This window comes from Vibrio paracholerae, assembly GCF_037672085.1.
GTDB lineage: Bacteria > Pseudomonadota > Gammaproteobacteria > Enterobacterales > Vibrionaceae > Vibrio > Vibrio cholerae.
Window position 1 is genome coordinate 2,079,943 of sequence record NZ_JBBHLM010000002.1, and the last position, 24,900, is coordinate 2,104,842.

The 24,900-nt window shown below is 46.4% G+C and carries 23 protein-coding genes; 16 read left to right on the top strand and 7 right to left on the bottom strand.

The annotated features are described in order from the left end of the window. Positions 1-92 precede the first annotated feature (92 nt). The 13 genes from leuS to R4537_RS14610 all read left to right on the top strand — a co-directional run bounded on the left by leuS (position 93) and on the right by R4537_RS14610 (position 13,206). Positions 93-2,669 (top strand): leucine--tRNA ligase, encoded by a 2,577-nt coding sequence (gene leuS, locus R4537_RS14550; protein WP_071178551.1) that lies wholly within the window; start codon positions 93-95, stop codon positions 2,667-2,669. A gap of 198 nt (positions 2,670-2,867) precedes the next feature. Continuing rightward, on the top strand, positions 2,868-3,482 hold the full coding sequence (locus R4537_RS14555) for an LPS-assembly lipoprotein LptE (protein WP_071178552.1): 615 nt from the start codon (positions 2,868-2,870) through the stop codon (positions 3,480-3,482). Positions 3,483-3,487: 5 nt separating this feature from the next. Then, positions 3,488-4,516, top strand: a complete 1,029-nt coding sequence (gene holA / locus R4537_RS14560) for a DNA polymerase III subunit delta (protein WP_071178553.1) — start codon at positions 3,488-3,490, stop codon at positions 4,514-4,516. 68 nt (positions 4,517-4,584) lie between these two features. After that, entirely contained in the window at positions 4,585-4,902 is a 318-nt protein-coding gene (gene rsfS / locus R4537_RS14565; protein WP_001161138.1) for a ribosome silencing factor, read from the top strand. 2 nt (positions 4,903-4,904) lie between these two features. Continuing rightward, the gene (rlmH, locus tag R4537_RS14570) at positions 4,905-5,375 is read left to right on the top strand and encodes a 23S rRNA (pseudouridine(1915)-N(3))-methyltransferase RlmH (protein ID WP_000701620.1); all 471 of its coding nucleotides are present in this window, start codon (positions 4,905-4,907) and stop codon (positions 5,373-5,375) included. Positions 5,376-5,381: 6 nt separating this feature from the next. Then, on the top strand, positions 5,382-7,286 hold the full coding sequence (gene mrdA / locus R4537_RS14575; RefSeq protein WP_071178554.1) for a penicillin-binding protein 2: 1,905 nt from the start codon (positions 5,382-5,384) through the stop codon (positions 7,284-7,286). After that, a complete protein-coding gene (gene mrdB, locus R4537_RS14580; RefSeq protein WP_000781446.1) occupies positions 7,283-8,404 on the top strand; it encodes a peptidoglycan glycosyltransferase MrdB in 1,122 nt (373 codons plus the stop codon). The genes mrdA and mrdB overlap by 4 nt, the downstream gene beginning before the upstream one ends. Beyond that, on the top strand, positions 8,404-9,195 hold the full coding sequence (rlpA, locus tag R4537_RS14585; RefSeq protein ID WP_071178555.1) for a septal ring lytic transglycosylase RlpA: 792 nt from the start codon (positions 8,404-8,406) through the stop codon (positions 9,193-9,195). Before mrdB ends, rlpA begins: the two co-directional genes overlap by 1 nt. A gap of 91 nt (positions 9,196-9,286) precedes the next feature. Then, positions 9,287-10,462: a serine hydrolase gene (locus R4537_RS14590; RefSeq protein ID WP_071178556.1), complete on the top strand. Its 1,176-nt coding sequence runs from the start codon at positions 9,287-9,289 to the stop codon at positions 10,460-10,462. A gap of 147 nt (positions 10,463-10,609) precedes the next feature. Beyond that, positions 10,610-10,888: a DUF493 family protein YbeD gene (gene ybeD / locus R4537_RS14595; RefSeq protein ID WP_000932180.1), complete on the top strand. Its 279-nt coding sequence runs from the start codon at positions 10,610-10,612 to the stop codon at positions 10,886-10,888. Positions 10,889-11,075: 187 nt separating this feature from the next. After that, positions 11,076-11,726 carry a lipoyl(octanoyl) transferase LipB gene (gene lipB / locus R4537_RS14600; protein ID WP_057554223.1) on the top strand — a complete coding sequence of 217 codons (651 nt, stop codon included), beginning with the start codon at positions 11,076-11,078 and terminating at the stop codon, positions 11,724-11,726. Then, positions 11,719-12,684, top strand: a complete 966-nt coding sequence (gene lipA / locus R4537_RS14605; protein ID WP_000042590.1) for a lipoyl synthase — start codon at positions 11,719-11,721, stop codon at positions 12,682-12,684. The genes lipB and lipA overlap by 8 nt, the downstream gene beginning before the upstream one ends. A 195-nt stretch (positions 12,685-12,879) precedes the next feature. Then, a complete protein-coding gene (locus R4537_RS14610; RefSeq protein ID WP_001015525.1) occupies positions 12,880-13,206 on the top strand; it encodes a hypothetical protein in 327 nt (108 codons plus the stop codon). A gap of 162 nt (positions 13,207-13,368) precedes the next feature. Here the strand turns inward: R4537_RS14610 and glyA are convergent, their stop codons facing one another. Continuing rightward, positions 13,369-14,619 carry a serine hydroxymethyltransferase gene (glyA, locus tag R4537_RS14615; RefSeq protein WP_002031659.1) on the bottom strand — a complete coding sequence of 417 codons (1,251 nt, stop codon included), beginning with the start codon at positions 14,617-14,619 and terminating at the stop codon, positions 13,369-13,371. A gap of 340 nt (positions 14,620-14,959) precedes the next feature. Between glyA and R4537_RS14620 the strand changes: the two genes are divergently transcribed. Next, a complete protein-coding gene (locus R4537_RS14620) occupies positions 14,960-15,556 on the top strand; it encodes a YitT family protein (RefSeq protein ID WP_000410937.1) in 597 nt (198 codons plus the stop codon). Between the two features lie 155 nt (positions 15,557-15,711). Here the strand turns inward: R4537_RS14620 and vpsQ are convergent, their stop codons facing one another. The 6 genes from vpsQ to vpsL form a co-directional block, all read right to left on the bottom strand. Continuing rightward, the gene (vpsQ, locus tag R4537_RS14625; RefSeq protein WP_071178557.1) at positions 15,712-16,146 is read right to left on the bottom strand and encodes an exopolysaccharide biosynthesis protein VpsQ; all 435 of its coding nucleotides are present in this window, start codon (positions 16,144-16,146) and stop codon (positions 15,712-15,714) included. Further along, entirely contained in the window at positions 16,125-16,796 is a 672-nt protein-coding gene (gene vpsP, locus R4537_RS14630) for an exopolysaccharide biosynthesis protein VpsP (RefSeq protein WP_235859098.1), read from the bottom strand. The genes vpsQ and vpsP overlap by 22 nt, the downstream gene beginning before the upstream one ends. A gap of 32 nt (positions 16,797-16,828) precedes the next feature. Beyond that, the gene (gene vpsO, locus R4537_RS14635; protein WP_071178559.1) at positions 16,829-19,042 is read right to left on the bottom strand and encodes an exopolysaccharide regulatory tyrosine autokinase VpsO; all 2,214 of its coding nucleotides are present in this window, start codon (positions 19,040-19,042) and stop codon (positions 16,829-16,831) included. A 24-nt stretch (positions 19,043-19,066) separates the two neighbouring features. After that, positions 19,067-19,594 carry an exopolysaccharide export protein VpsN gene (gene vpsN / locus R4537_RS14640; RefSeq protein ID WP_080483360.1) on the bottom strand — a complete coding sequence of 176 codons (528 nt, stop codon included), beginning with the start codon at positions 19,592-19,594 and terminating at the stop codon, positions 19,067-19,069. A 3-nt stretch (positions 19,595-19,597) separates the two neighbouring features. After that, complete coding sequence (gene vpsM, locus R4537_RS14645; RefSeq protein ID WP_071178560.1) at positions 19,598-20,794, bottom strand: exopolysaccharide biosynthesis beta-barrel protein VpsM; 1,197 nt, start codon at positions 20,792-20,794, stop codon at positions 19,598-19,600. 76 nt (positions 20,795-20,870) lie between these two features. Beyond that, positions 20,871-22,268 carry an exopolysaccharide biosynthesis glycosyltransferase VpsL gene (gene vpsL / locus R4537_RS14650; protein WP_080483361.1) on the bottom strand — a complete coding sequence of 466 codons (1,398 nt, stop codon included), beginning with the start codon at positions 22,266-22,268 and terminating at the stop codon, positions 20,871-20,873. A gap of 488 nt (positions 22,269-22,756) precedes the next feature. Between vpsL and R4537_RS14655 the strand changes: the two genes are divergently transcribed. Together R4537_RS14655 and R4537_RS14660 are read left to right on the top strand one after the other, a co-directional pair. Further along, the gene (locus tag R4537_RS14655; RefSeq protein WP_071178562.1) at positions 22,757-23,362 is read left to right on the top strand and encodes a hypothetical protein; all 606 of its coding nucleotides are present in this window, start codon (positions 22,757-22,759) and stop codon (positions 23,360-23,362) included. A 175-nt stretch (positions 23,363-23,537) separates the two neighbouring features. Then, the gene (locus R4537_RS14660; protein WP_071178563.1) at positions 23,538-24,854 is read left to right on the top strand and encodes an O-antigen ligase family protein; all 1,317 of its coding nucleotides are present in this window, start codon (positions 23,538-23,540) and stop codon (positions 24,852-24,854) included. Positions 24,855-24,900 lie beyond the last annotated feature (46 nt).

Below are 24,900 nucleotides of genomic sequence, written 5' to 3' on the forward strand. Positions count from 1 at the left end.
CTATTGTTGTAACCCCCTGCTTTCTGTATTCTATGCCGAACCGAAAGACTTCGTTCCTACTGAACTCACAAATTCCAAGATGGATGTCATCGATGCAAGAGCAATACAACCCGCAAGATATTGAACAAAAAGTTCAACAGCACTGGGACAACAACAAAACCTTCGTTGTAAGTGAAGACCCAAACAAAGAAAAATTCTACTGTCTTTCCATGTTCCCTTATCCAAGTGGCCGACTGCATATGGGCCACGTGCGTAACTACACCATCGGTGATGTAGTCTCTCGTTTCCAACGTCTACAAGGCAAAAACGTACTGCAACCTATTGGTTGGGACGCTTTTGGCCTGCCTGCAGAAAACGCAGCGGTAAAAAACAATACTGCGCCAGCACCTTGGACATACGAAAACATCGAATACATGAAAAACCAGCTCAAACTATTAGGTTTTGGTTATGACTGGAATCGTGAATTCGCGACGTGTCGCCCTGAGTACTACCGCTGGGAACAAGAATTCTTCACTAAGCTGTTTGCAAAAGGCTTAGTATACAAAAAAACCTCATCAGTCAACTGGTGTCCAAACGACCAAACGGTTCTGGCTAACGAGCAAGTGGAAGATGGCTGCTGCTGGCGTTGTGATACTCCGGTTGAGCAAAAAGAGATCCCACAGTGGTTTATTAAGATCACCGCATACGCACAAGAACTGCTTGACGATCTGGATAACCTAGACGGTTGGCCTGAAATGGTCAAAACCATGCAGCGCAACTGGATTGGCCGCTCTGAAGGTGTGGAACTGAAATTTGCCGTTAAAGGTGAAAACACCGATCTTGAAGTGTACACCACGCGTCCAGATACTCTGATGGGTGTTACTTATGTCGGCATCGCTGCAGGCCACCCTCTAGCGACAAAAGCGGCAGCGAATAACCCAGCACTCGCCGCCTTCATCGATGAATGTAAAAACACCAAGGTTGCAGAAGCTGAAATCGCAACCATGGAAAAGAAAGGCATGGCAACAGGCCTAACCGCTATTCATCCTTTGAACGGCCGTGAAGTACCTATCTATATCGCGAACTTCGTGTTGATGGATTACGGCACTGGTGCGGTAATGGCTGTGCCTGCGCACGATCAACGTGACTTTGAATTCGCAACCAAATATGGCCTCGACATCATCCCAGTGATTAAGCCTGCCGATGGCAGCGAGCTGGATGTCTCTGAAGCGGCTTACACTGAAAAAGGGGTTCTTTTCGCTTCTGGCGAATTTGATGGTTTGGATTTCCAAGCTGCCTTTAATGCGATTGCTGCCAAATTAGAAGCAGAAGGCAAAGGTAAGAAAACCGTTAACTTCCGTCTGCGTGACTGGGGCGTGTCTCGTCAACGTTACTGGGGGGCTCCAATCCCAATGGTGACCACTGAAGATGGCCAAGTACACCCTGTACCAGCAGAGCAACTGCCCGTTATCCTACCAGAAGATGTGGTGATGGATGGCGTGACTAGCCCAATCAAAGCCGATAAAGAGTGGGCAAAAACCACCTTTAACGGTGAGCCAGCACTACGTGAAACCGATACCTTCGACACCTTTATGGAGTCTTCATGGTACTACGCGCGTTACTGCTCACCACAAGCGGATGACATTTTAGATCCAGAGAAAGCCAACTACTGGCTGCCGGTTGATCAATACATCGGTGGTATTGAACATGCGTGTATGCACTTGCTCTATTCACGCTTCTTCCACAAACTGCTGCGTGATGCCGGTTATGTGAAAAGTGATGAGCCGTTCAAAAAGCTCCTGTGCCAAGGCATGGTGCTGGCAGATGCGTTTTATTACACCAATGACAAAGGTGGTAAAGAGTGGGTGTCGCCAACTGAAGTGAAAGTAGAACGTGATGGCAAAGGCCGCATCGTTTCTGCGGAGGACGCCACAGGCCGTCAAGTTGAACACTCAGGCATGATCAAAATGTCTAAGTCGAAAAACAACGGTATCGACCCACAAGAGATGGTCGATAAATACGGTGCTGACACGGTACGCCTGTTCATGATGTTCGCTTCACCAGCGGATATGACGTTGGAATGGCAAGAGTCTGGTGTTGAAGGTGCTAACCGCTTCCTGCGCCGCGTATGGAAACTGGTGCGTGAACACACCGAGCTTGGCCAAGCTCCCACTTTAGATGCTTCAGCACTGAATGCAGACCAAAAAGCACTGCGCCGCGATGTGCACAAAACCATCGCTAAAGTCACCGATGACGTAGCACGTCGCCAAACTTTCAACACGGCGATTGCGGCAATCATGGAGCTGATGAACAAGCTGACCAAAGCGCCGATGACTGAAGCGCAAGATCGCGCGATCCTGGATGAAGCACTCAAAGCCATCACGCTCATGCTTTACCCAATCACACCGCATATCTGTTTCGAAATGTGGGTGGCACTGGGTCAAAGCAACATCGATACGGCAAGTTGGCCGACGTACGATGAAGCCGCACTGGTCGAAGATGAAAAGCTGATCGTATTACAAGTCAACGGCAAATTGCGCGGTAAACTCACCGTCGCCGCTGATGCCACTCAACAACAAGTTGAGGCGCTCGGTATGCAAGATGAAAACGTGCAGAAGTTCATTGATGGTCTAACTGTACGTAAAGTGATTTACGTACCAGGTAAACTACTAAACATCGTTGCCAACTAACGCACATTTTATTGATGAGCCGACAAGCCATTAGCGCATTTAGTGAACTGATGGCTTATTTTAATGTCAGTAAACAGGGTTTGCCCTGTTTACTTATCTCAGCTTATCGCACAGCAAGCTTTCGCTCTTGGTGAGCTGAGATAAGTATTTTGCCTAATTGAGATAAGTATTTTGCCTAATAATGAGACTGAAGCATCCATGCGTAACACTCTTTTCCCTACTTTGAAATGGTCACTCTTGGTTCTGATGACAAGCTTACTCACGGCTTGTGGTTTCCACTTACGCGGTGATTACGATATTCCCCAAGAACTCTCTCGTATGTCACTGACCAGCTATGACCAATACAGCACCTTTACTCGTATGGTGCACCGTCAGTTGCGTTTGAATAAAATCGACCTGCAAACTCCAGCAGAAAACCTCCCTAATCTGCATCTGCTCAGTGAAAGCACCAGTGAACGCACGTTGTCACTTTACCAAAATACTCGTGCTGCAGAAAAAGAGCTTACTTTCAGTGCCTCTTATCGCGTCACTGTTCCCGAACTGGGCAGTCGTACATTCACAACTAGCGTAACACGCAGCTACTTAGATAACCCACTGACTGCATTAGCAAAATCAGTCGAACGCGACATGATAGAAGATGAAATGCGCAAGCTAGCAGCCAGCCAAATTGTGCGCCAGATGGCACGTTTAAAAGCAGACTTTGCACGTAAAACGTTGGATGATGGAAGTCTTGAAAGCGAAGGCGTGACTGACTATCGCGTTGATACGCAAGAAGTAGCCAACCCAGTGTCAACAGAAGGCAGCAGTGAGTAGTTTCGATGCGCATTTACGCTGAAAAACTGGCTGAATCACTGCACAAAACGCTCTATCCGATTTACCTCGTATTCGGTAATGAGCCACTGCTGATCCAAGAAGCCAAAACCGCTATCGAAAAAGTGGCACAAGCACAAGGTTTTTTAGAAAAACACCGATTTAGCGCGGATGCAGGGCTCGACTGGAACACAGTGTATGACTGCTGCCAAGCACTGAGTCTGTTTTCATCTCGTCAATTAATTGAGATTGAGATCCCTGAATCTGGGGTCAATGCTCAAACGGCAAAAGAACTTAGTTCACTAGCGGGCCAACTTCATCAAGACATTCTCTTGCTGGTCATTGGCCCCAAACTGACTAAGGCTCAAGAAAATGCAGCTTGGCTTAAACCGCTTGCACAGCAAGCCTGTTGGGTAAACTGCCTCACGCCTGAATTGAGCCGTTTACCTCAGTTTGTTCAGCAGCGCTGTTTTGCCCTCGGTTTAAAACCGGATGCCGAAGCGGTACAAATGTTGGCGCAGTGGCATGAAGGTAATCTCTTTGCATTAGCCCAGAGTCTCGAAAAATTAGCGTTACTCTACCCCGACGGTCAGCTGACTCTGGTGCGCTTGGAAGAGTCGTTGAGTCGTCACAATCATTTCACGCCTTATCACTGGGTGGATGCTTTATTAGAAGGCAAAGCCAACCGTGCTCAGCGTATTTTGCGCCAACTCATGCTCGAAGAGAATGAGCCGATTATTCTGATCCGCACCGCGCAAAAAGAACTCACTCAACTGCTTAAATGGCAACAAGAGCGCCAACAATTAGGTAATTTAGGCAGCCTTTTTGATCGCTATCGTGTGTGGCAAAATCGAAGACCACTCTACTCTGCCGCCTTACAGCGCTTACCAAGTCGCAACCTACTTCGGTTGGTTGGAGTATTAACTCAGGCAGAATTACTGGCAAAGACGCAATACGAACAGCCAGTATGGCCAATCTTGCAGCAACTAAGCCTTGAATGCTGCAATCCTCGGGCAAACCTACCTTTGCCTCACTAAAAGCGTGATATACTGCGCCCTTTTAAGCGAAAGCTGTATTTTATTGATGATTTTCAGAGGACATTCTCTTGCAAGGTGAAGCACTTAAAGACTTTCTTTCCGACAAAGCTGACGACATAAAGGCGGTCGATATTGTGACTCTTGATGTAAAAGATAAATCAAGCGTGACTGATTACATGATTGTCTGCACTGGCACATCGAAAAGACATGTTGTCTCTATCGCGGAACATGTGGCTAATGAAGCCAAACTTTCTGGCCTACAACCGCTGGGTATGAATGGCGAAAATGAAGGTGAATGGGTCGTTCTGGATATGGGTAGCGTGATGTTGCATGTGATGCAAGAAGCGCCTCGCGAACTCTATCAATTGGAAAAACTCTGGGGTTAAGTGTGAAGATTCAGTTGATCGCCGTCGGTACTAAGATGCCTAAATGGGTCGAAGAAGGCTTCCAAGAGTATCGTCGTCGCTTCCCTCATGATATGCCTTTGGAATTGGTAGAAATTACCGCCGGTAAACGCGGTAAAAATGCTGATATTGCGCGTATCTTACAAAAAGAGGGTGAAGCGATGCTGGCCGCAGTGCCCAAAGGCAATCGAATCGTCACCTTAGATATTCCAGGTAAACGTTGGGATACGGAAGAGCTCGCAGTACAGTTGGAAAGCTGGAAACTGGATGGCCGTGACGTATCGATCCTGATTGGTGGACCAGAAGGCCTTGCGCCTGCCTGTAAAGCCGCGGCTGACCAAAGTTGGTCTCTTTCTCCACTGACCTTGCCTCATCCACTGGTGCGTGTGGTGATGGCAGAAAGTTTATACCGTGCGTGGAGCATTACTACTAACCACCCTTATCACCGAGAATAGAGTGACATGTTACGCCAGCATACCCCCATCCGCGACCATCAAGCCGAAACACATCTGTTTCGTAATCGTGCTATTGTCTCTTTTGTCGGGATCTTGATCTGCATGGGTCTGCTGGTGAGCAACTTGTACAATATTCAGATCAACCAATATCAAGACTACAAAACACGCTCCAACGATAACCGAATAAAAGTCGTTCCGATTGCGCCTAACCGCGGGCTAATTTTTGATCGCAACGGTGTACTTCTGGCAGAAAACCGTCCGGTATTCAACTTAGAAGTGATCCCAGAAAAAGTGCCAAATATGGAAGAGACCATCGCGCGCTTACAACAACTCATTGAGATCAGCCCAGAAAAGCTCGCGGCTTTTGAAAAAGAACGCAAACAGACTCGCCGCTTTAATTCTGTACCTCTTCTTACTCAGCTCACCGATGATGAAGTGGCAAGGTTTTCCGTTAATCAACATAAATTCCCCGGCGTTTCGGTCACCGCTAACCTAAAACGCCATTACCCGTATGGCGAAGTTCTGACCCACGTGATTGGTTATGTATCGCGGATTAACGATAAAGATCTTGAACGCTTGGATAAAGAAGGCAAAAAAGCCAACTATCAAGCCACCCGAGACATCGGCAAACTCGGGATTGAACGCTACTACGAAGACTTACTGCACGGTACCGCTGGTTATCAGGAAGTCGAGGTCAACAGCCGTGGCCGAGTTATTCGTACCCTAAAATATGTTCCTCCTATTCCTGGCAAAGATGTTGTGCTCAATCTTGATATTGAGCTGCAACTCTATGCCTACAAGCTGCTCGAAGGTCGCCGCGGCTCGATTGTGGCTCTCGATCCTAAAGACAATGGCGTGCTCGCCATGGCATCTAGCCCAAGTTACGACCCCAATGCGTTTGTGCATGGCATTTCAGGTAAAGCCTACAGCGACTTACTCAATGACAAACGTCGTCCATTAGTAAACCGCACCACGCTTGGCATTTATCCACCTGGTTCAACCGTCAAACCCTTTATTGCGGTGTCCGCACTGCAAGATGGGATCATTACACCTAATACCACTCGTAACGATCCTGGCTACTGGCGCATTCCCAATACCGATACTCGGCCTTTCCGTGACTGGTTACGCTGGGGTCACGGCAGAGTAGACATCATTAAATCTCTGGAAGAGTCGGTGGATACCTTCTTCTATCAAATCGCCTATGACATGGGGATTGATAAACTCTCAAACTGGATGCGCCGTTTTGGGTTTGGTGAACTTACAGGAATTGATATTTACGAAGAGAGCAAGGCGAATATGCCAACGCGCGAATGGAAAATGGCGCGTCACAAAGTTCCTTGGTATCAAGGAGATACAATCCCAGTTGGGATTGGTCAAGGTTATTGGACCGCCACACCAATGCAAATTGCTAAAGCGACGTCGGTGGTTGTCAACCATGGTAAAGTAATTGCGCCGCATCTGCTGCGCGCCACAATAGATAATGGTGAACAGTTCACTACCCAAAAACAGACCGAGTACACTACTTATCCATCGATTGATGGTGTACCGAAAAAGTATTGGGATATGGCCATCCATGGCATGTATTTGGTTAACCACGGAACCAAAGGAACCGCACGTCGCGCTTTCCAAAACATGCCTTATGAAACGGCAGGAAAATCAGGAACCGCACAAGTATTCGGTTTAGCCGAAGGTCAAAAATATAATGCTAGCCAGTTAGCTGAGCACTTACACGACCATGCTCTTTTTACTGGATTCGCTCCACTAAAAGACCCTAAAGTCATCGTAGCTTTGGTACTAGAAAACGGTGGTGGGGGATCCAGTAATGGTGCGCCAGTGGTACGACAAATTTTCGATCACGTGATTTTGGGTAAAAAAGAAGAAGAGCCAAAAGAAGAGGTAATACAGCCATGAAGATGGATCCTGCAACCGGACAAAACCGTGCGCTGTTTGAACGTTTTCACATCGATCTACCTCTGCTACTTGGCGTTCTTGCCCTAATGGGATTTGGCTTAGTGGTGATGTACAGTGCCAGCGGTCAGAGTCTCGCGATGATGGATCGTCAAGCCATGCGTATGGCCATGTCTTTAGTTATTATGGTGATTCTGGCGCAAATTCCACCTCGCACTTATGAAAGTGCCGCACCTATCCTATTTTTCTTCGGCGTCGTGCTACTCGTGTGTGTGCTACTGTTTGGGGAAATATCGAAAGGCGCACAACGTTGGTTGGATCTCGGCGTTGTCCGGTTTCAGCCTTCAGAACTGCTCAAACTTGCCGTACCTTTGATGGTGGCACGCTACATCGGCAAACACGCCCTCCCACCTTCGTTCAAAACTTTAGTTGCCTCGTTGATGATGGTGTTTGTACCAACGATTTTAATTGCGAAACAGCCCGACCTTGGTACCTCAATTTTGATTGCGGCCTCAGGTATTTTTGTCATTTTCTTGGCAGGTATTAGCTGGAAGCTGATTACTGCAGCCGCCGTAGCAATCGGTGGTTTTGTGCCTGTGCTGTGGTTTTTTCTGATGCACGAATACCAAAAAACCCGCGTACGTACTCTATTCGATCCTGAATCAGACCCCCTTGGGGCTGGCTATCACATCATCCAAAGTAAAATTGCAATTGGTTCAGGTGGCTTGTCAGGAAAAGGTTGGTTACACGGCACACAATCACAACTTGAATTTCTTCCTGAACGACATACTGACTTTATCTTTGCAGTCATTGCCGAAGAATGGGGTATGATCGGCATCTTAGTCCTACTCAGCCTCTATTTATTTATTATTGGCCGTGGACTCTACCTTGCTAGTCATGCGCAAACGTCCTTTGGGCGTATGATGGCTGGTAGTATCGTACTGAGCTTCTTTGTTTATGTGTTTGTTAACATAGGCATGGTGAGCGGAATTTTACCCGTGGTGGGTGTTCCACTACCACTGATTAGTTATGGTGGAACATCGATGGTGACACTGATGGCCGGCTTCGGTATTTTGATGTCAATCCATACGCACCGCAAAGCGTTTTCGAAGACGATTTAATGAACCGAATTTATTTATACTTACTGCTCGTTTTAATCCTCGCCGGATGTAGCTCGCCTGGTGGTCGCTATGATATGTCTGATGATCAGGCACCTGATACACCGCTGTCTGTCGAGCATATTGAAGATGCACATCCACAATACGAACCGTACAGCTTCGGGGGTAATAAAGATTACAATCTGCGCGGTAATAGCTATCGCATCATTAAAAACCCTAAAGGTTTTACCGAAAGTGGCAAAGCCTCTTGGTACGGAAAAAAGTTTCACGGCCATCTCACCTCAAATGGCGAGATTTACGACATGTACTCGATGACGGCAGCGCACAAAACGCTACCAATTCCAAGTTATGTTAAAGTGACCAACACGGATAATGGCAAATCGACCGTGGTCAGAGTCAATGACCGTGGGCCTTTCCATGATGGCCGAATCATCGACCTAAGCTATGCTGCAGCTTATAAAATAGGGGTTGTACAAGCAGGAACGGCCAATGTGCGTATCGAAGTGATAACCGTCGACAAACCAGCCAGACCGCGCCCCAAAAATAAGAACAACGCACTCGAATATGTGATTCAGGTGGTTTCGTCACAACATATTGAACGCGTGCGAACTTTAGCGCAAAACCTCGGTCAGAACTTATCGTCACCGAGCTTCGTCGAGAGTACAAATAATACTCATCGCTTATTCCTCGGGCCATTTACTGACGATGACCTGACGCAGACTTTACTTGAACAAGTAAAATCCGCAGGCTATGACGGCGCATTTATTAAAACGATTAATAAACGCGCTCAATGACCACTCAAACCTGACTTGAGACTATCTGGTCTGGTTTGAGACGTTATTTTTGTTAAGATTACAGACACTTAAGTAGAACTAAGCATTCACCATGAAAAAATCAATTCTCAAATCTGTGCTAGCGTCTTCTATTACGCTTTCTATCACGCTAAGCAGCACTGCTTTCGCCTCTCCTATCGTAACACCCGACGCTCCGCAAATTGCCGCTAAAGGCTATGTCTTGATGGATTACCATTCAGGCAAAGTGCTAGCCGAAAGAGAGATGGATACCAAACTCTCTCCAGCTAGTTTAACCAAGATGATGACCAGTTACGTGATTGGTCAAGAAGTAAAGCGTGGCAACATCTCGCTAAATGACGATGTAGTGATCAGCAAAAATGCTTGGGCTAAGAATTTCCCTGATTCTTCGAAAATGTTCGTTGAAGTCGGTACCACGGTTAAGGTCAGCGATCTCAACCGCGGCATCATCATCCAATCGGGTAATGATGCGTGTGTAGCGATGGCAGAGCACGTCGCAGGGACGGAAGATGCGTTTGTTGACCTGATGAATGCTTGGGCAAGCTCACTTGGGATGAAGAATTCGCACTTCACTAACTCTCACGGCTTGGACGACCCAAGTCTTTACTCTACGCCATATGATCTGGCTCTACTTGGCCAAGCACTGATCCGCGATGTGCCTGAAGAGTACGCGATCTACTCTGAGCAAAAATTCACTTACAACGGCATCACTCAATACAACCGTAACGGTTTGCTTTGGGATAAAAGCATGAATGTGGACGGCATTAAAACCGGACATACGAGTGGTGCTGGCTATAACCTCGTGAGCTCTGCTACAGAAGGCAACATGCGCTTGGTTGCTGTGGTGATGGGCACTGACAACGAAAACGCACGTAAAGCGGAAAGTAAGAAGCTACTGAGCTATGGCTTTCGCTTCTTTGAAACCGTGGCACCACACAAAGCGGGTGAGACTTTCGTGAATGAAACCATCTGGATGGGCGATAAAGACACGATTGCACTCGGTGTTGATAAAGATACTTACGTGACTTTACCACGCGGACAGGCCAAAGATCTCACCGCCAGCTTTGTACTTGAAAAACAATTGAAAGCACCGCTAGCTAAAGGCGATGTCGTTGGTACGCTTTATTATCAATTAGCTGGTAACGATGTTGCACAATACCCATTGCTCGCACTGGAAGATGTGCAAGAAGGCAGCCTATTTAGCCGCCTATGGGATTACTTGGTTTTGCTGTTCAAAAGCTGGTTTTAAGCCGTTAAGCCAGTAAAGCCTATACTGCCTAAAGAGATTTATCTCCCCAAAAGCCGCTTCATGCGGCTTTTTTGTGAGCTTGAGATCACACCCGAATGGCTGTAGTATTTCGTCCCGTTTTTCCAATGCTCAAACTGGAGTTTCACCATGCTGAACATCAACTCTGATGCGAAATTAAAAGATCTGCTCGAATTCCCATGCTCCTTTACCTACAAAGTGATGGGACACGCTAAGCCTGAGCTGCCAGAACGTGTGTTGGAAGTGATTCAACGTCATGCTCCTGGTGACTACAGCCCGCGCGTTAAACCCAGCGCTAAAGGTAACTACCATTCAGTGTCGGTGACCATTCACGCGACCTCAATTGAACAAGTAGAGATCCTTTATAAAGAGCTCGGTGAAATCGATATTGTGCGTATGGTTCTGTAAAACCACGCTATTATTTTATTTATTCAAATATTTTTGAAAGCAGCTTAGGCTGCTTTTTCTTTATTTTTCAAAAAATTAACAAAACCACCTTATTATCAGGGTCAAAAAGTTCCCCCTGATGTGTAGTTCATTACAGGTAAGCAGTTTATAATCGAAAAACTTTATATATCTCTGGCGGATGACAATAATGGAAAACCAGCTGTTGGTGAGACGCCTTGGCAGACAGGACTACACTCCCGTTTGGCAGGCAATGCATCAATTCACTGATCAACGTGACTCCACAACGCTTGATGAAGTGTGGCTTGTCGAACACAACCCCGTGTTTACTCAAGGACAAGCCGGCAAAGCTGAGCACCTCCTCAATACTGGAGATATTCCTGTTGTACAAAGTGATCGGGGTGGGCAAGTCACCTACCACGGACCGGGGCAATTAGTCGCCTATTTTCTGATTGACCTACGCCGTAAAAAGCTCGGCGTCCGTGAATTAGTGACACACATTGAAAATTTGGTTATTCACACCTTAAAACATTATCAAATTGAGTCAGCCGCACGACCCGATGCCCCCGGAGTTTACGTACAAAATAGAAAAATCTGCTCTTTAGGTTTGCGTATCCGCAAGGGATGCTCTTTCCACGGACTCGCACTCAATATTCAGATGGATCTTGCTCCATTTTTACGTATTAACCCTTGTGGGTATGCTGGAATGGAGATGATTCAAGTGAGTGACCTGCATCCGGTCAGCATGGAACAGGTTGAAAAAGTATTAATCCAAGAACTCGTTACTCTACTGGACTACGAGCAAGTCGAATTCAGCACAGAAGCATACAATCATGAGTAAACCAATTCAGATGGAACGCGGCGTTAAATATCGTGACGCCGACAAAATGGCTTTGATTCCCATCAAGAACATGCCGACAGAGCAGAAAGAAGTTCTGCGCAAACCAGAATGGATGAAGATAAAGCTACCTGCGGATAGCCAGCGCATTCAAGACATCAAGGCCGCCATGCGTAAAAATAATCTTCACTCAGTCTGTGAAGAAGCCTCCTGCCCTAACTTGGCTGAGTGTTTTAACCATGGTACGGCGACCTTTATGATTTTAGGTGCTATCTGTACCCGTCGCTGCCCATTCTGTGATGTTGCCCATGGCCGCCCCAATGCACCAGAAGCGGAAGAGCCGAAAAAGCTCGCACAAACCATTCATGATATGAAGCTCAAGTACGTGGTAATTACTTCGGTGGACCGCGATGACTTGCGTGATGGTGGTGCACAACATTTCGCCGATTGTAACCGTGAAATTCGCGCTTTGAATCCGCACATCAAGATTGAAACCTTAGTGCCTGATTTCCGTGGTCGTATGGAAGTGGCTCTTGAGGCCTTAAAAGACAATCCGCCCGATGTTTTCAACCACAATTTGGAAACCGCACCACGCTTGTATCGTAAAGTGCGCCCAGGCGCTAACTATAAGTGGTCGTTAGAGCTGCTGCGTCAATTTAAAGAGCAGCATCCTCATGTACCGACTAAATCAGGCTTAATGATGGGCTTGGGTGAAACTAAAGAAGAGATCGTCGAAGTATTGAAAGATCTCCGTGCTCACGGCGTCACCATGCTGACTCTTGGCCAATATCTCGCACCAAGTCGCCACCATCTGCCGGTTGAACGCTACGTGCCACCCGCAGAGTTTGATGAGCTGAAAGAGATTGCTCTAGAGCTCGGCTTTACTCACGCCGCCTGTGGACCCTTTGTACGTTCCTCTTACCATGCTGACTTACAAGCCAAGGGTTTAGAAGTCAAATAAGCCTCTTCATCAAGCCTGCACCTCGCAGGCTTGATGCTTTTCACGGGGATGAGATCCTTCACCATAATCTCAACCGATTCCCCGATTTAACCTTGAATCCTACGCTTGGCTTCTATACGCTTAGGCTAAAGTTTCGATTAATTTTCGCTCGCCCGATGGTACTTTTGAGTGAATCCTGACCACAAGGAAATAATAATGAATCATATCGGCTTATTTGCCCTAACTGCTGCAGCGCTATTAGCTGGTTGTTCCTCGAACACCAAGCAAGATAATTATCGTGAAGCCTCTTTTGAGCTGTGTAATACCGAAGTGAACATTTACTCAGTCAGCGATGATGGCCAAGTACGCATTGTGTGCGCTGATGGTGCAAAGTTTGCCCTGAAAACCGAGAAAACTCTCGATATCATGCGTGATATCAACGTAGATTATTGTGATGGGGAAGGCTTAGGTAAGTTTACCGAAAGCAACAAGTACTACATGTTCAAGTGTAAATCCGGCACCATGATCAGTGTCAGTAAGTAAATACTGACTCCATTGACCAAAACAATCACCACCGCTAAAAGCGGTGGTTTAGGGATGACAACAAAAAAACCTGCGAAGTTCGCAGGCTTTTTTATCAGAACAACCTAACCAAAGAAAGTTGCACCATTGCGTTGCAACTTCACATGGTTGGGGTTTTAGCGCTTAAGCGTAAACAGGCAGACGTTGACAGATCGCCAATACTTTTTGTTTCGTCGCTTCAATCACACCTTGATCATTGATGTTGTCTAGAACATCACACATCCAGTTCGCGAGATCTTTTGCGTCTTGCTCAGTAAAACCACGGCGAGTGATTGCAGGCGTACCAACGCGGATACCTGAAGTCACAAACGGGCTACGTGGGTCATTTGGTACCGAGTTCTTGTTAACCGTGATATTGGCAGCGCCCAGAGCGGCATCAGCTTCTTTACCTGTGATGTTTTTATCAATCAGATCAACAAGGAACAAATGGTTTTCCGTGCTGTTAGAGACGATCTTGTAGCCACGTTCTTGGAACTGCGCCACCATGGCTTTGGCGTTTTTCACCACACGCGCTTGATACTCTTTAAACTCAGGCTCCATCGCTTCTTTGAACGCCACCGCTTTAGCCGCAATCACGTGCATCAAAGGACCGCCTTGGCCGCCAGGGAATACTGCTGAGTTCAGCTTCTTGTACATCTCCTCACCAGCATTTGACAAGATCAGGCCACCACGTGGACCTGCCAGTGTTTTATGCGTGGTAGTCGAGACAACGTGTGCAAAAGGCACTGGGCTTGGGTAAACACCCGCAGCAATTAGACCTGCAACGTGTGCCATGTCAACAAACAGGTAAGCCCCCACTTTATCGGCGATTTCACGCATGCGTTTCCAATCCACGATTTGTGAGTAAGCCGAGAAGCCACCGATGATCATCTTTGGCTTATGCTCAAGTGCCAAAGCTTCCATTTCATCGTAGTTAATTTGACCCGCTTCATCGATACCGTAAGGGATCACATTGTAGTGCTTACCCGAGAAGTTAACCGGTGAACCGTGAGTCAAATGGCCACCGTGAGCAAGGCTCATACCTAGCACGGTGTCACCTGGGTTGAGCAGCGCCATGTACACAGCACTGTTCGCTTGAGATCCAGAGTGCGGCTGAACGTTCGCGTATTCACAGCCAAACAGTTGGCAAGCACGATCAATCGCTAAAGCTTCTGCTTTGTCCACGTACTCACAACCACCATAGTAACGCTTACCTGGATAACCTTCGGCGTACTTGTTGGTCAATTGAGAACCTTGTGCTTGCATTACACGCGGGCTGGTGTAGTTTTCTGAAGCAATAAGTTCAATATGTTCTTCTTGACGAAGCGTCTCTTCCTGAATGGCAGCGTATAGCTCCGGATCGTAATCAGCGATGTTCATATCACGCTTAAGCATCTGTATCTCCTGACTCAGATTGACTGAAATTGCAAAAAAACCACACAATGACTCCACGCAAACGTTTTCGTCATCACTTTATGGCGCGCATTCTACATAATTTGATCTTTATCATAAAGCCCAAATTCATGAATTTATCATGCAGTTTTTTCATAACCACTACGACAGTATTCATGCTCTAGGTATAAAACCTATCTAAACAACAAAACTGTCAATTTTTTGCTTTACACCCTGTAAAGCGGATGTGACATAGGTTTACCTCAATTTTCCATCCCTAGCTACCGAAAATATCCGCTTTTCATTAACATCCGCGCCATTCTCTCTCCTGATAACGGAATTTATGGAAAAACATTCACATAAAGAAGATTGGATCGCGATTCTGACTGGGACATTTCTTGTCGCACAGGGCGTCTATTTTCTACAAGCGGGGCAACTGCTAACCGGAGGAACCACAGGATTAGCGCTGTTAATGACCCAATTTTTGCCACTGACTTTTGGCGTGCTTTATTTTCTCTCAAATTGCCCATTTTATCTGTTGGCTTGGAAGCGCTTTGGTGCTCGTTTTGCGTTTAATAGCGCGATTTCAGGCGCTTTAGTCTCGATTTTTGCCGATCATCTGGCCATGTTGATTACTCTTGAAAAAGTGAATGTGGTTTATTGCGCGGTAGCCGGAGGGCTATTGATGGGCTTAGGGATGCTGATTTTGTTTCGTCATCGCTCAAGCCTTGGCGGCTTTAATGTGCTGTGTCTCTTTATTCAAGACAGATTTGGCATCTCAGTCGGGAAAAGCCAGATGGCGATTGACGGTTTAATCTTGCTCGCCTCGTTCTTTTTTGTTTCTCCACTGACCATAGGTTTGTCGATTTTGGGGGCGTTTTTACTCAATATCGTGCTGGCAATGAATCATAAACCGAGCCGTTATCGCGTCATTTATTAGTCTGTTCTGCTAGTTATACCAAAACTACTTGGAGTTGCAGGTAGGCGGCAAGAGAGTGAATCCCCATGAGCATAGATACACTATGTGATTGGGGTGAGCGAACGTAGCCAACACCGCTGCAGCTTCAAGTAGGAAGGGTATAGTGAAAAGAGAGCCTAATAAGGCTCTCTTTGCTTACGTTGCAGTAAACCCGCGAGCATAGTGTTGATCACGCTCGCCAGTGTCACCCCAATCAAACTGGCTAAGATGTCTTGAATAGAAAAAGTGCGAAGTGGTGTGAAGGCTTGAATACCTTCATCAATCAAGCAGCAAATCGCCACCAACAGGCCAGTGAATACGACCAGCTTATAGCTGTGGCTCGTGGCAGAAAGCACTCGATACAGCGCCAACGTCAGCAACATGGCTAATAGGCCATGCAAATGGGTATCTCCCCCCACTGCCCTTTCTAACTGGTAAACATAATCGGCATGCCAGCCGGAAGATTTCAACCAAGAAGCCAAAGCCGTTGACGAGGCTAACAAGCCAAACAACACCAAAGAAACTGGACGCTGTTGATAGATTTGAAGGCCTATTTTAAGACGCTGTTGCAAATGGAAATCTCTAATTTGGGCTCACGGCGTGAGGCTAAAGTGCAAGCCAGTTTGAACTGATGCGCCGATTTTAGGTAATCCGCCAAAAGGTGTCGACTATTTTTACCGTCTAGTCCGCGTGCTAGATGTTCAATCACCAACCACTTTTGTTCACTATCCCACTGTTTCCAGTGTGCTAACCCCACCTGCGAGATGGCAATATTCACGGCTGGTGTATACGGCCCATACCAGTCAGCATTGCGCATAAATTTATCGAGAGAGTCCTTGCTCGAATGAAGCTGCGTTACATGATGAGCAGATAACTGAGCTTCGATCTTTAACAATTCAGCCCAAGTGTCAGGCCAAGTTGGGCGCCGCTCGGCACTGTCCAGAAACGCGGTTTTAGCCGCATGCAACGCTTGCTGCGTATCTTGCTCCTGAGCAAGATACGCTTGCCACTGAAAAATCCGTCCCTGTAAAAAATAATACTGCGGATGTTCAGGGCTATACTCAATCGCACTCTGGATAGCCTTGTGCACATCATCCACGGCCGAGAGCGTCGCCGGAGAATGATTCCAAGCTAGCAGAGCCTTCTCAGCGGTAACACCATACAAGGAGGCGATCCCTTGTTGGAAGGCGAAATAGATCACCCACAATGCCGAACTCGCCACCCCGACACGCCATCCAAACTGAAAAAAAGCGTTCACTTTGCCGCGCCCGATTTCGTCTCTTCGCCATAGTAAGCTTGGTAGTGATAATAGCCGCTGTAGCGTGAAGCCTTTTTCGCATTAAGACGATTGAGTATCACACCATCAATACGACTGCCCTGCTGAGTCAATTTACCCACCACTTCACGCACGACTGGCGTTCGAGTATGGTTGGCATCGATCACCAAAATCACAGAGTCCACGTATTGCGCCAACATAAAGCTATCGCTCACCGCGAGACAAGGTGGCGTATCAATCACAATGCGTTGATAGCGAGTACGTAAATCAGCCAACAGTTCACTAAATTTGCTCGAAGAAAGCAGCTCTAACGGGTTGGAAGCATAAACACCCGCAGTAAGAATATCGAGCCCGGATTGCTCATCATGGTAGACGCAATCTTCTAAGCTTTGCGTGCCATTGAGTAAATTGGTGACGCCCGGTTGTGAGCCAGAAATACCAAAACGGTGTGCAATCGCCGGTTTGCGTAAATCACAGTCAATCAGCAAGGTTTTTTCCATTTGCGCCAACGACAAGGCCAAGTTCAGGCTAGATGTCGTCTTCCCTTCTCCGGGCAGACAAGATGTGAGCATCACGACATGCTGATCTTGGTTGACATGCGCAAGCAGATAGCTGGTCCGTATCGTACGCACCGCTTCGGTTAGCTCACGCAGTTTCTCATCAAAATAGGCTTTCGCATCCAGTTTGCCACGCTGTTTACGCACCACAGGAACAACACCCAATAAACTCAGTGCCAGCTGTTTCTCGACCTGTTTGATGTCGGCAAAGGTATCAGTCATCGCATCAGCGATAAACGCCACTACACAAGCAAAACCAAACGACACCACAAAGGCGAGCAATACAATCAATTTTTTATTGGGTTTACTCGGCGCTAACGGTGCACTGGCTTGGTCAGTAAAGCGAGCAATCGTAGTATTAAAATCCCCCGAAGCACTGGTCTCTTTTTGACGCGCTAAAAACAGGTCAAACAATTCACGGTTAGTTTGTACTTCGCGCTTCAGCTCAGAATACTTAGCATTTTTTACCGTCAGGGTCTGAAACTCAGATTTACGCTGATTAAATTCCGTTTGTAATGATCGCTCGGATTGCTTGGCCGCTTGCACCTCGTTGTTGATCCCATTGAGTAACTGCCTTAGCTCTGCACGCAGATTTTTACGCACCGCTTCTAACTGCGCTGATGCCGATTTCAATTTCGGGTGTTTAGGGCCATAACGCTTAGAAAACTCAGAAACTTTCCGCTCTGCATCCACTTCAGCGACTTTCAAATCACGAATAGTTGGATGATTGGAAATTTCAGGAATCGACGACAAAGCCGTCAAGTCACTGTCATTTTTACTGTAGCTGTTCGCCACTTGATACAGGGTTTCCGCGGCCACGCGGCGATCGCGTGCTTTATTCATCTGCGAGGTCAGATCTTCCAACTCTTGCGTTGCGAGCCCTTCGACACCCTGCACATCAACCAAGCCTTCCGCTTGCAAAAACGCTTGTAACTTAGCTTCCGATTCTCGTAATTGAGTACGCAGCTCTTCCATACGGGTATTTAGCCAAGTATTCGCTTTTAGCTCTACCTCTAACTTGGCTTCCAAATGGCTGTCCATATACACCCGCGCAATCTCATTCGCGATTTTCGCCGCCAACTTAGGATCACCTGCGGTGTAGTAGATATTCACCAACTGGGTTTTGCGGATCGGGCTAATCTCCATTCCGCGTTTGAACTTATACAAGATCAGTCGATTTTGACGATACGCTTCCAAATCAGGATCGGCGACGGTCTCTTCCTGCTTAAATCCCTGCAGGAATGGCATCCACTCTACCAAGCGTTCTTTTAAGCTTGGAGAAGCGTCGCTCTCTGGGCTTAAGTCGAATTCAGGATCGGAGGCTAAATCAAGCCGTTCAATGACTTCTTGAGCGATCGTGTCAGATTTGAGGATCTCAATTTGGGTCAGGTAATACTCCTGACTTTTAGTATCGAGCCCATACACTTCTTCAATGGATACCGCTTTCGCTTGCGTCGATTCAATCAAAATAGTCGCACGCGCTGTGTATTCTGAGCGCATTGAGAGCACGAACAGTAAGGTGATCGCCGTCACCATCACGGAGAAAAGTAAGATGCGCCACTTATAGTTAAGTAGCACATTAAAATACTGACGAATATCGATCACTTCTTCTTGAGTGAATTGTTTGCCTGTCATCTTGTGTACCGTTACACCCTAAAATTAAAAGAAGCTTTCGGCGACTGTCAGTATGTCACCGGGTTGAAGTTTACTCAGCAATGTGGCTTTGGTCGGTTTGGCTTCCGGATCGTCACTACTGGAGATAAACAGATTGGTTTTTGAGGCACGCTCCGTAAACCCACCTGCGATAGTGATCGCTTTGTTCACCGTCAAACCGGGATGATAAGGATAACTTCCAGGCTTCATTACCTGACCATTCACAAAGAAAGGACGGTATTCCAAGATCGAGACGGAGACATTAGGGTTGAGCAAATAACCATCCAGTAAGCCATCATGAATCGTGGTTTTGACTTCTTCCAAAGTTTTGCCTTTCAAACGAATTCGACCAAGAAAGGGGTAATCAATATTGCCGTTGTCACTCACTCGCGTCTCAAATGAGAGTTCGGGCTCGTCATAAACTTGAACACGGATCTGATCGCCAACACCGAGACGATAAAAATCCTCATTGGCGACCGCCAATGACGGCCATACCAATAGGCACAGCAAAAATGAGAGTAGGTATTTCATCATGGGTTACATCACGCCCTGAACAGACAGGTAATACACATTTTGACTATAGCTTAACGAGTCGATATTGGAGTCTTTCCGTTCTCGTCCTACACCCAACTCAAAGGTCAGCCAACGACGAAAATCATAGCTGGCACGTAAACTCGCATTCATCGTTTCATCAGCACGATTCGATGCTGTGTAGTCTTCCTCTAAACGCGTTAATGCGGCTTCAGTCGTCCATTGGGTATTCCAATTGTGTGACCAGTTGACTTGATAGGTTGCTGCGTCAATCGCGTCACCATCGCCATCAGAGTCGGTCGAACGTCGATTGGTCACCAGTTGGAGCGCTGAGTAGGTGCGAACCAGATAAGTCACATCGACATCCCATGAAAAAGAGTCAAAGTCTTTACGGCTGGCTGCATCAAAATCTTTTTGCTGGTAACCAAGCTTTGCGTTGCCTCGCAACTTCCCTGTGGCATCCCAAGAAGCACCGAGATAACCAAAGTAGTGATTATTATCTTTACTGCTGGCTCCCGGTGCGATCAGGTCATAACGACGAGAGTTAGCAATCACTTGCGCGATAAACGAGGTACGCGGTAATGCCTGATAATAAAAAGTGGAGTTAAAGCGCAGCTCATCCCAATCCTGATATTGAGTAATGGTGCGGTTATTTTGGTAAGTAAAATCTTGCCAACCGATATTGGTTTCAATCCGACCAATCGCTTCTGTTGAACCAAAGCCATACCCAAGATTGGCACTGTGGCTTTCATATTGGTTATAATCAAGTCCGAGTGTTGTATCGTTCTCGCCACGGCCTTCATGGGCTAAGGCTAAGTTATACTCAAACCCAATGCGGTGGCGGGAGTTCAATTCCCAATCACTGGTCAGATCAAGGTAGTGATCGGTAAAGTTATCTTGTTGAGAACTAAAATACGTTCCGTTGCGAAAACGGTATCCCAATTGGGTTTTGCTGCTTTGCGGCTCGACTATAAAACCGATCCCCGATTCAATCACCGAGAAGGCCGAGCTGTCTTGCTGCTGGTTTGATTTGGCCAAGTTATCGTTATAGCCCGTCGAAAGATTAAGAAACGGCACTACCGCCATCCCAGATTCCGTCACGATAGGATTCGGCGTTGGCTTCGCAACCCCCAATGGCGCATAAGTCACAGCCAGCGTGACCAAGCTGGCTGAAAAAAGAGAAGTCAGTTTAATCGGTTCCATTTGCCTGCACTTATTTAAATCGATATTTATTCAAGAGTAGCACTCGCGCTTGCGACGTAGACGTAAGTGCTCAGTCCTAATACGCGTTTTTTCCAACAAATCCTTTGAAAATAGTCAGGAAGACGATTTTCAGATCAAACCACAGCGACCAGCGATGGATGTAGTCCAGATCGAACTGCACTCGCTTCTCCATCTTGTCGAGCGTATCGGTTTCACCACGCCAACCATTGATTTGTGCCCATCCAGTAATACCGGGCTTCACTTTGTGACGTAGCATGTAGCGATTCACTATGGTGCGATATTGCTCGTTGTGCGCAACGGCATGTGGCCTTGGCCCCACGATCGACATACTTCCTTGCAACACATTGAAAAACTGCGGTAATTCATCCAGCGATGTTCGACGAATGAACGCACCAAATCGTGTAACTCGTGGATCGCCTTTGGTGGCTTGCTGCACATGACTGCCATTATCCATCACTCGCATACTGCGAAATTTCCAAACTTGGATCGGCTTGCCATCTAAACCATAGCGGTTTTGTTTAAAAATGATGGGGCCAGGCGAGCTCAGCTTAACGCCAATAGCGATGGCCAATAACACTGGGCTGATCAAGAGCAAAATCAAGCTGCTCAGCACCAGATCTTCAAAGCGTTTCACCCAGTTGAGCAAACCATTAAAGGGGGTATCAAAAATACTAAACGCGTTGACATCGCCAATCGTGTACCAGCGTGAGTGCAGTAAATTAAAAGTAAAAAAGTCAGGCACTATGTAGGTATTGACCGTACTGTCCGAAAACGCATCCAAAATTTGGTTGATACGGCGCTGTGCTTGCATCGGCAAAGCAATATAGACATTTTGCACCTGCCCTGTTTTCGCAAGGCTTAATGCATCATTGATATTGCCAAGCACAGGCGCCCCCTCTTTAAGACGCTCAGGCGCACGGTCATCATAAAAGCCTTGCATCACAATCCCTAGTTCAGGGTTTTTGAGCAGATTGTTTGATAACTCTTGCCCTTGAGTAGTCATACCGATAATGACCGCTTTCTTGGTATGCAGACCCTTTTTGTGCATGTAGTGAATGGTCGCAAATGCCAATACACGCCAACCAATCAAGCCCACAAAAGAACCGACAAACCAAGCGCCCATCACCATGCGAGAAAACTCGATCCCCGTTTTGGAGAAGTAAGCCAATAGGGTCAAGCTAGCGATGGTCGCAGCCCAACAGAATGCCGTATGCAAAGAAAGTGAACGCAGCTTTGCTGTTCGCCAACCACTGTAAATATCTAAACTTTCTGCAATGTAGGAGTAAAAAAGCACTCCTAGCAAGGCAACCGAAATATAAGACATGGTAACAACATGCTGATTCGACTTAATCGATATATACATAATTACTAATATAAAAATGCTATCAATTAATCGGTAGAAAAATTTACCGTGATAGTTAGTAATGCGTATTCTGCTTTTTTCCTTCATCACTAGACGCTCCTAACCGATGTAAGATTTCCCGAAGAATAATTGGAATGTATTAAATTCTTTTTTAAAGACTACATCTTTATTAATAGAAATACCTGAATCAATTCTAAGACTGAATACAAATAAAAAAGCACATTGAAACAGATTGAAATAAACCTAGACACATACAGACCAACATCAACACCAACAAACAAACCACATAAAAACAAATAGTTAAACGAAACACAACTTGAGAGAACATTTTCAATCAAGCTCAAAACAAACCAAAGTTAACACGATGATTAAACAATTAGTTTACAAAGGTACAAAATCAAAAACAAAAGAACCAATCTAAATAAAAACACAACCTGTATTACTTTTTGGACTTTATTTGATTTATTTTTGAGAAAAATGAAAAACAAATTATTTAACCCGCAACATAGACCAGTCGTGATTTAAGATACCATAGAGAAATAATATGAATCGTTTATCGAAAGGAAAAACAAAACAATATGAAACCCATACCATTACCACTAGTGCTATTGATTGCATTTTTTCCTAGCATGAATGCATTCGCAGAATCTGTAATAAACACTACCGCTTCATTTGATCCTGCTCTGTGTACACAAGAGAGTCAGTTGAACAGCGCTTTAAATCAAACTACCGACCTACTGACAACGGTGGCATCACTCATGGCGACATGTCCTGAGAATGCCGTGCAAATCGCCGCCCTAGCGAGCAACCTAAATCCGTCACTAACACGAGAAATTTATCTCGTGCTTTTTAGTGATGTTGCGGATGACCAACGAGTACAACTCGCCGTTGACGCAGTGCGCAGTATCGATCAAGAACGACGTGCCGATGTGGTACAAGCCGCGATTGAAAGTGCTCCACAAGAGCTTGCTCAAGCGATCGTTGATGCCGTTGCCGAAGCTGGGTTGATGGACCCTACCGAGATTATCATCGCCGCCATCGCGGGAGGTGCCGACCCAGGTTCAATCACTGAACCAACCGCGGCAGGTATTGCTACGCCGCCGCCAATTGCATTGGCTCCGGGCTTAACCAATACCTTTGGTACAGGTAACGGTAATGGTGGTGGTACTGCATCACCTAACTAACCCACATCACTGACTTGATATTCCTAGCATACAGCGCGGAAACACCGAATCAACGTGACCGCGTGTTATGAGCCGGCCATGGCATGGCGGAGCAAGTTGAAGGATTTCTCTCATTACCCACTTAAATCGATCAAATCTTTAAGTGGGTAAACTGCTATTTTGAGCCACCGAATTTATGCTTTCGTTTCACAAAACTCTATTTTTCGCTTTTTTACTGTTTGTTTTCTGGTTACCAATCCCTCTTGGCAGTAATCGTCCTTGGGCATGGTCGCTCAATGAAATTTACGTAGCCTTCTTATTATTAGGCTGTTTGTTTCTGCTCCCTGCAGCACAGTGGTGGCTAGCTATACAACGAGCGAAAGTCATTCTCATCCCCGTAGCGCTTTTTACTCTATGGTCTTGGGTGCAAAGTTGGCCAAGTTTGGGGCTCTCATCCGATCAAGCTTTGGTATTTATCTCTGCCGTTAAATCCTTACATTACCTACAAATCTGCTTGGTTGCCGCGTTATTGGTCGATACCCCTCATAAGCTCAAAATGCTGGCGACCACTATGATCGCAAGTGGTATCTGTCAGGCCTTCTATGCTGGAGTAATCCTGCTGCTCGAATTGCAAACCTCACCGTTTTTTTCCTTACCGTTAAACCAACGAGCCTCGGGAAGTTTTGTCTATCATAACCATTTAGCCAATTTTCTAATGCTCAATCTTTGTCTTGGTTTTGGTTTGTTGATTGCTGAGCTCAATCACCAAACAACACAAGGTTGGAGAAGCACCCTAAAAAAATTATTGGCGATACTCCTCTCCGACAAAGCATTTATTCGTCTGGGCTTGGTCATTATGGTGATCGCTCTGGTACTCACCCGCTCAAGAATGGGCAATATCGCCTTTTTTGTCGCACTCAGTATCGGAAGCTTACTCATCCTTCTCTTCTATAAAACGAAGCCGAAAAGCCTCTATCTGTTGATCGTGAGCTTATTTATTGTGGATGCTTTGGTTGTCAGTAACTGGTTTGGCTTAGATAAGGTTCGCCAGCGTTTAGTTGAAACCAGTTTGCAAAATGAATCGCGGGATGATGTGGTTCGTGATGCCTTAAACGCCATTCAAGAACGTCCCCTTACCGGTTTTGGCAATGGCTCGTTTTACTCCACGCTCCCCTCTTACAATCAAGGTAAAGTGGTGCTTTTTTATGACCATGCACACAACGATTATGTGCAGTTCACCTTGGAGTCAGGCCTGATTGCCACCAGCGTATTTGGCATCATGGTTTTGTTTTGTGCATGGCGGGCTTTATCAGCCTTTCGCAATCGAACCAATAAGACTATGCGTGGTATTGGCCTGGGCAGTTTAATGGCGATCATCGGGATGCTGTTGCACATGAGTGTGGATTTTCCACTGCAAGCCCCAGCCACGGCGCTCTACTTTCTATTTTGTCTATTAATCGCCAATTGGAGCATCACGCTTCCTACCCCGAAATACCGCTCATCCAGAACCTGATTGCTCTTCATCTCCTGCATGATCACTGCGAAAACGATGAGTTACA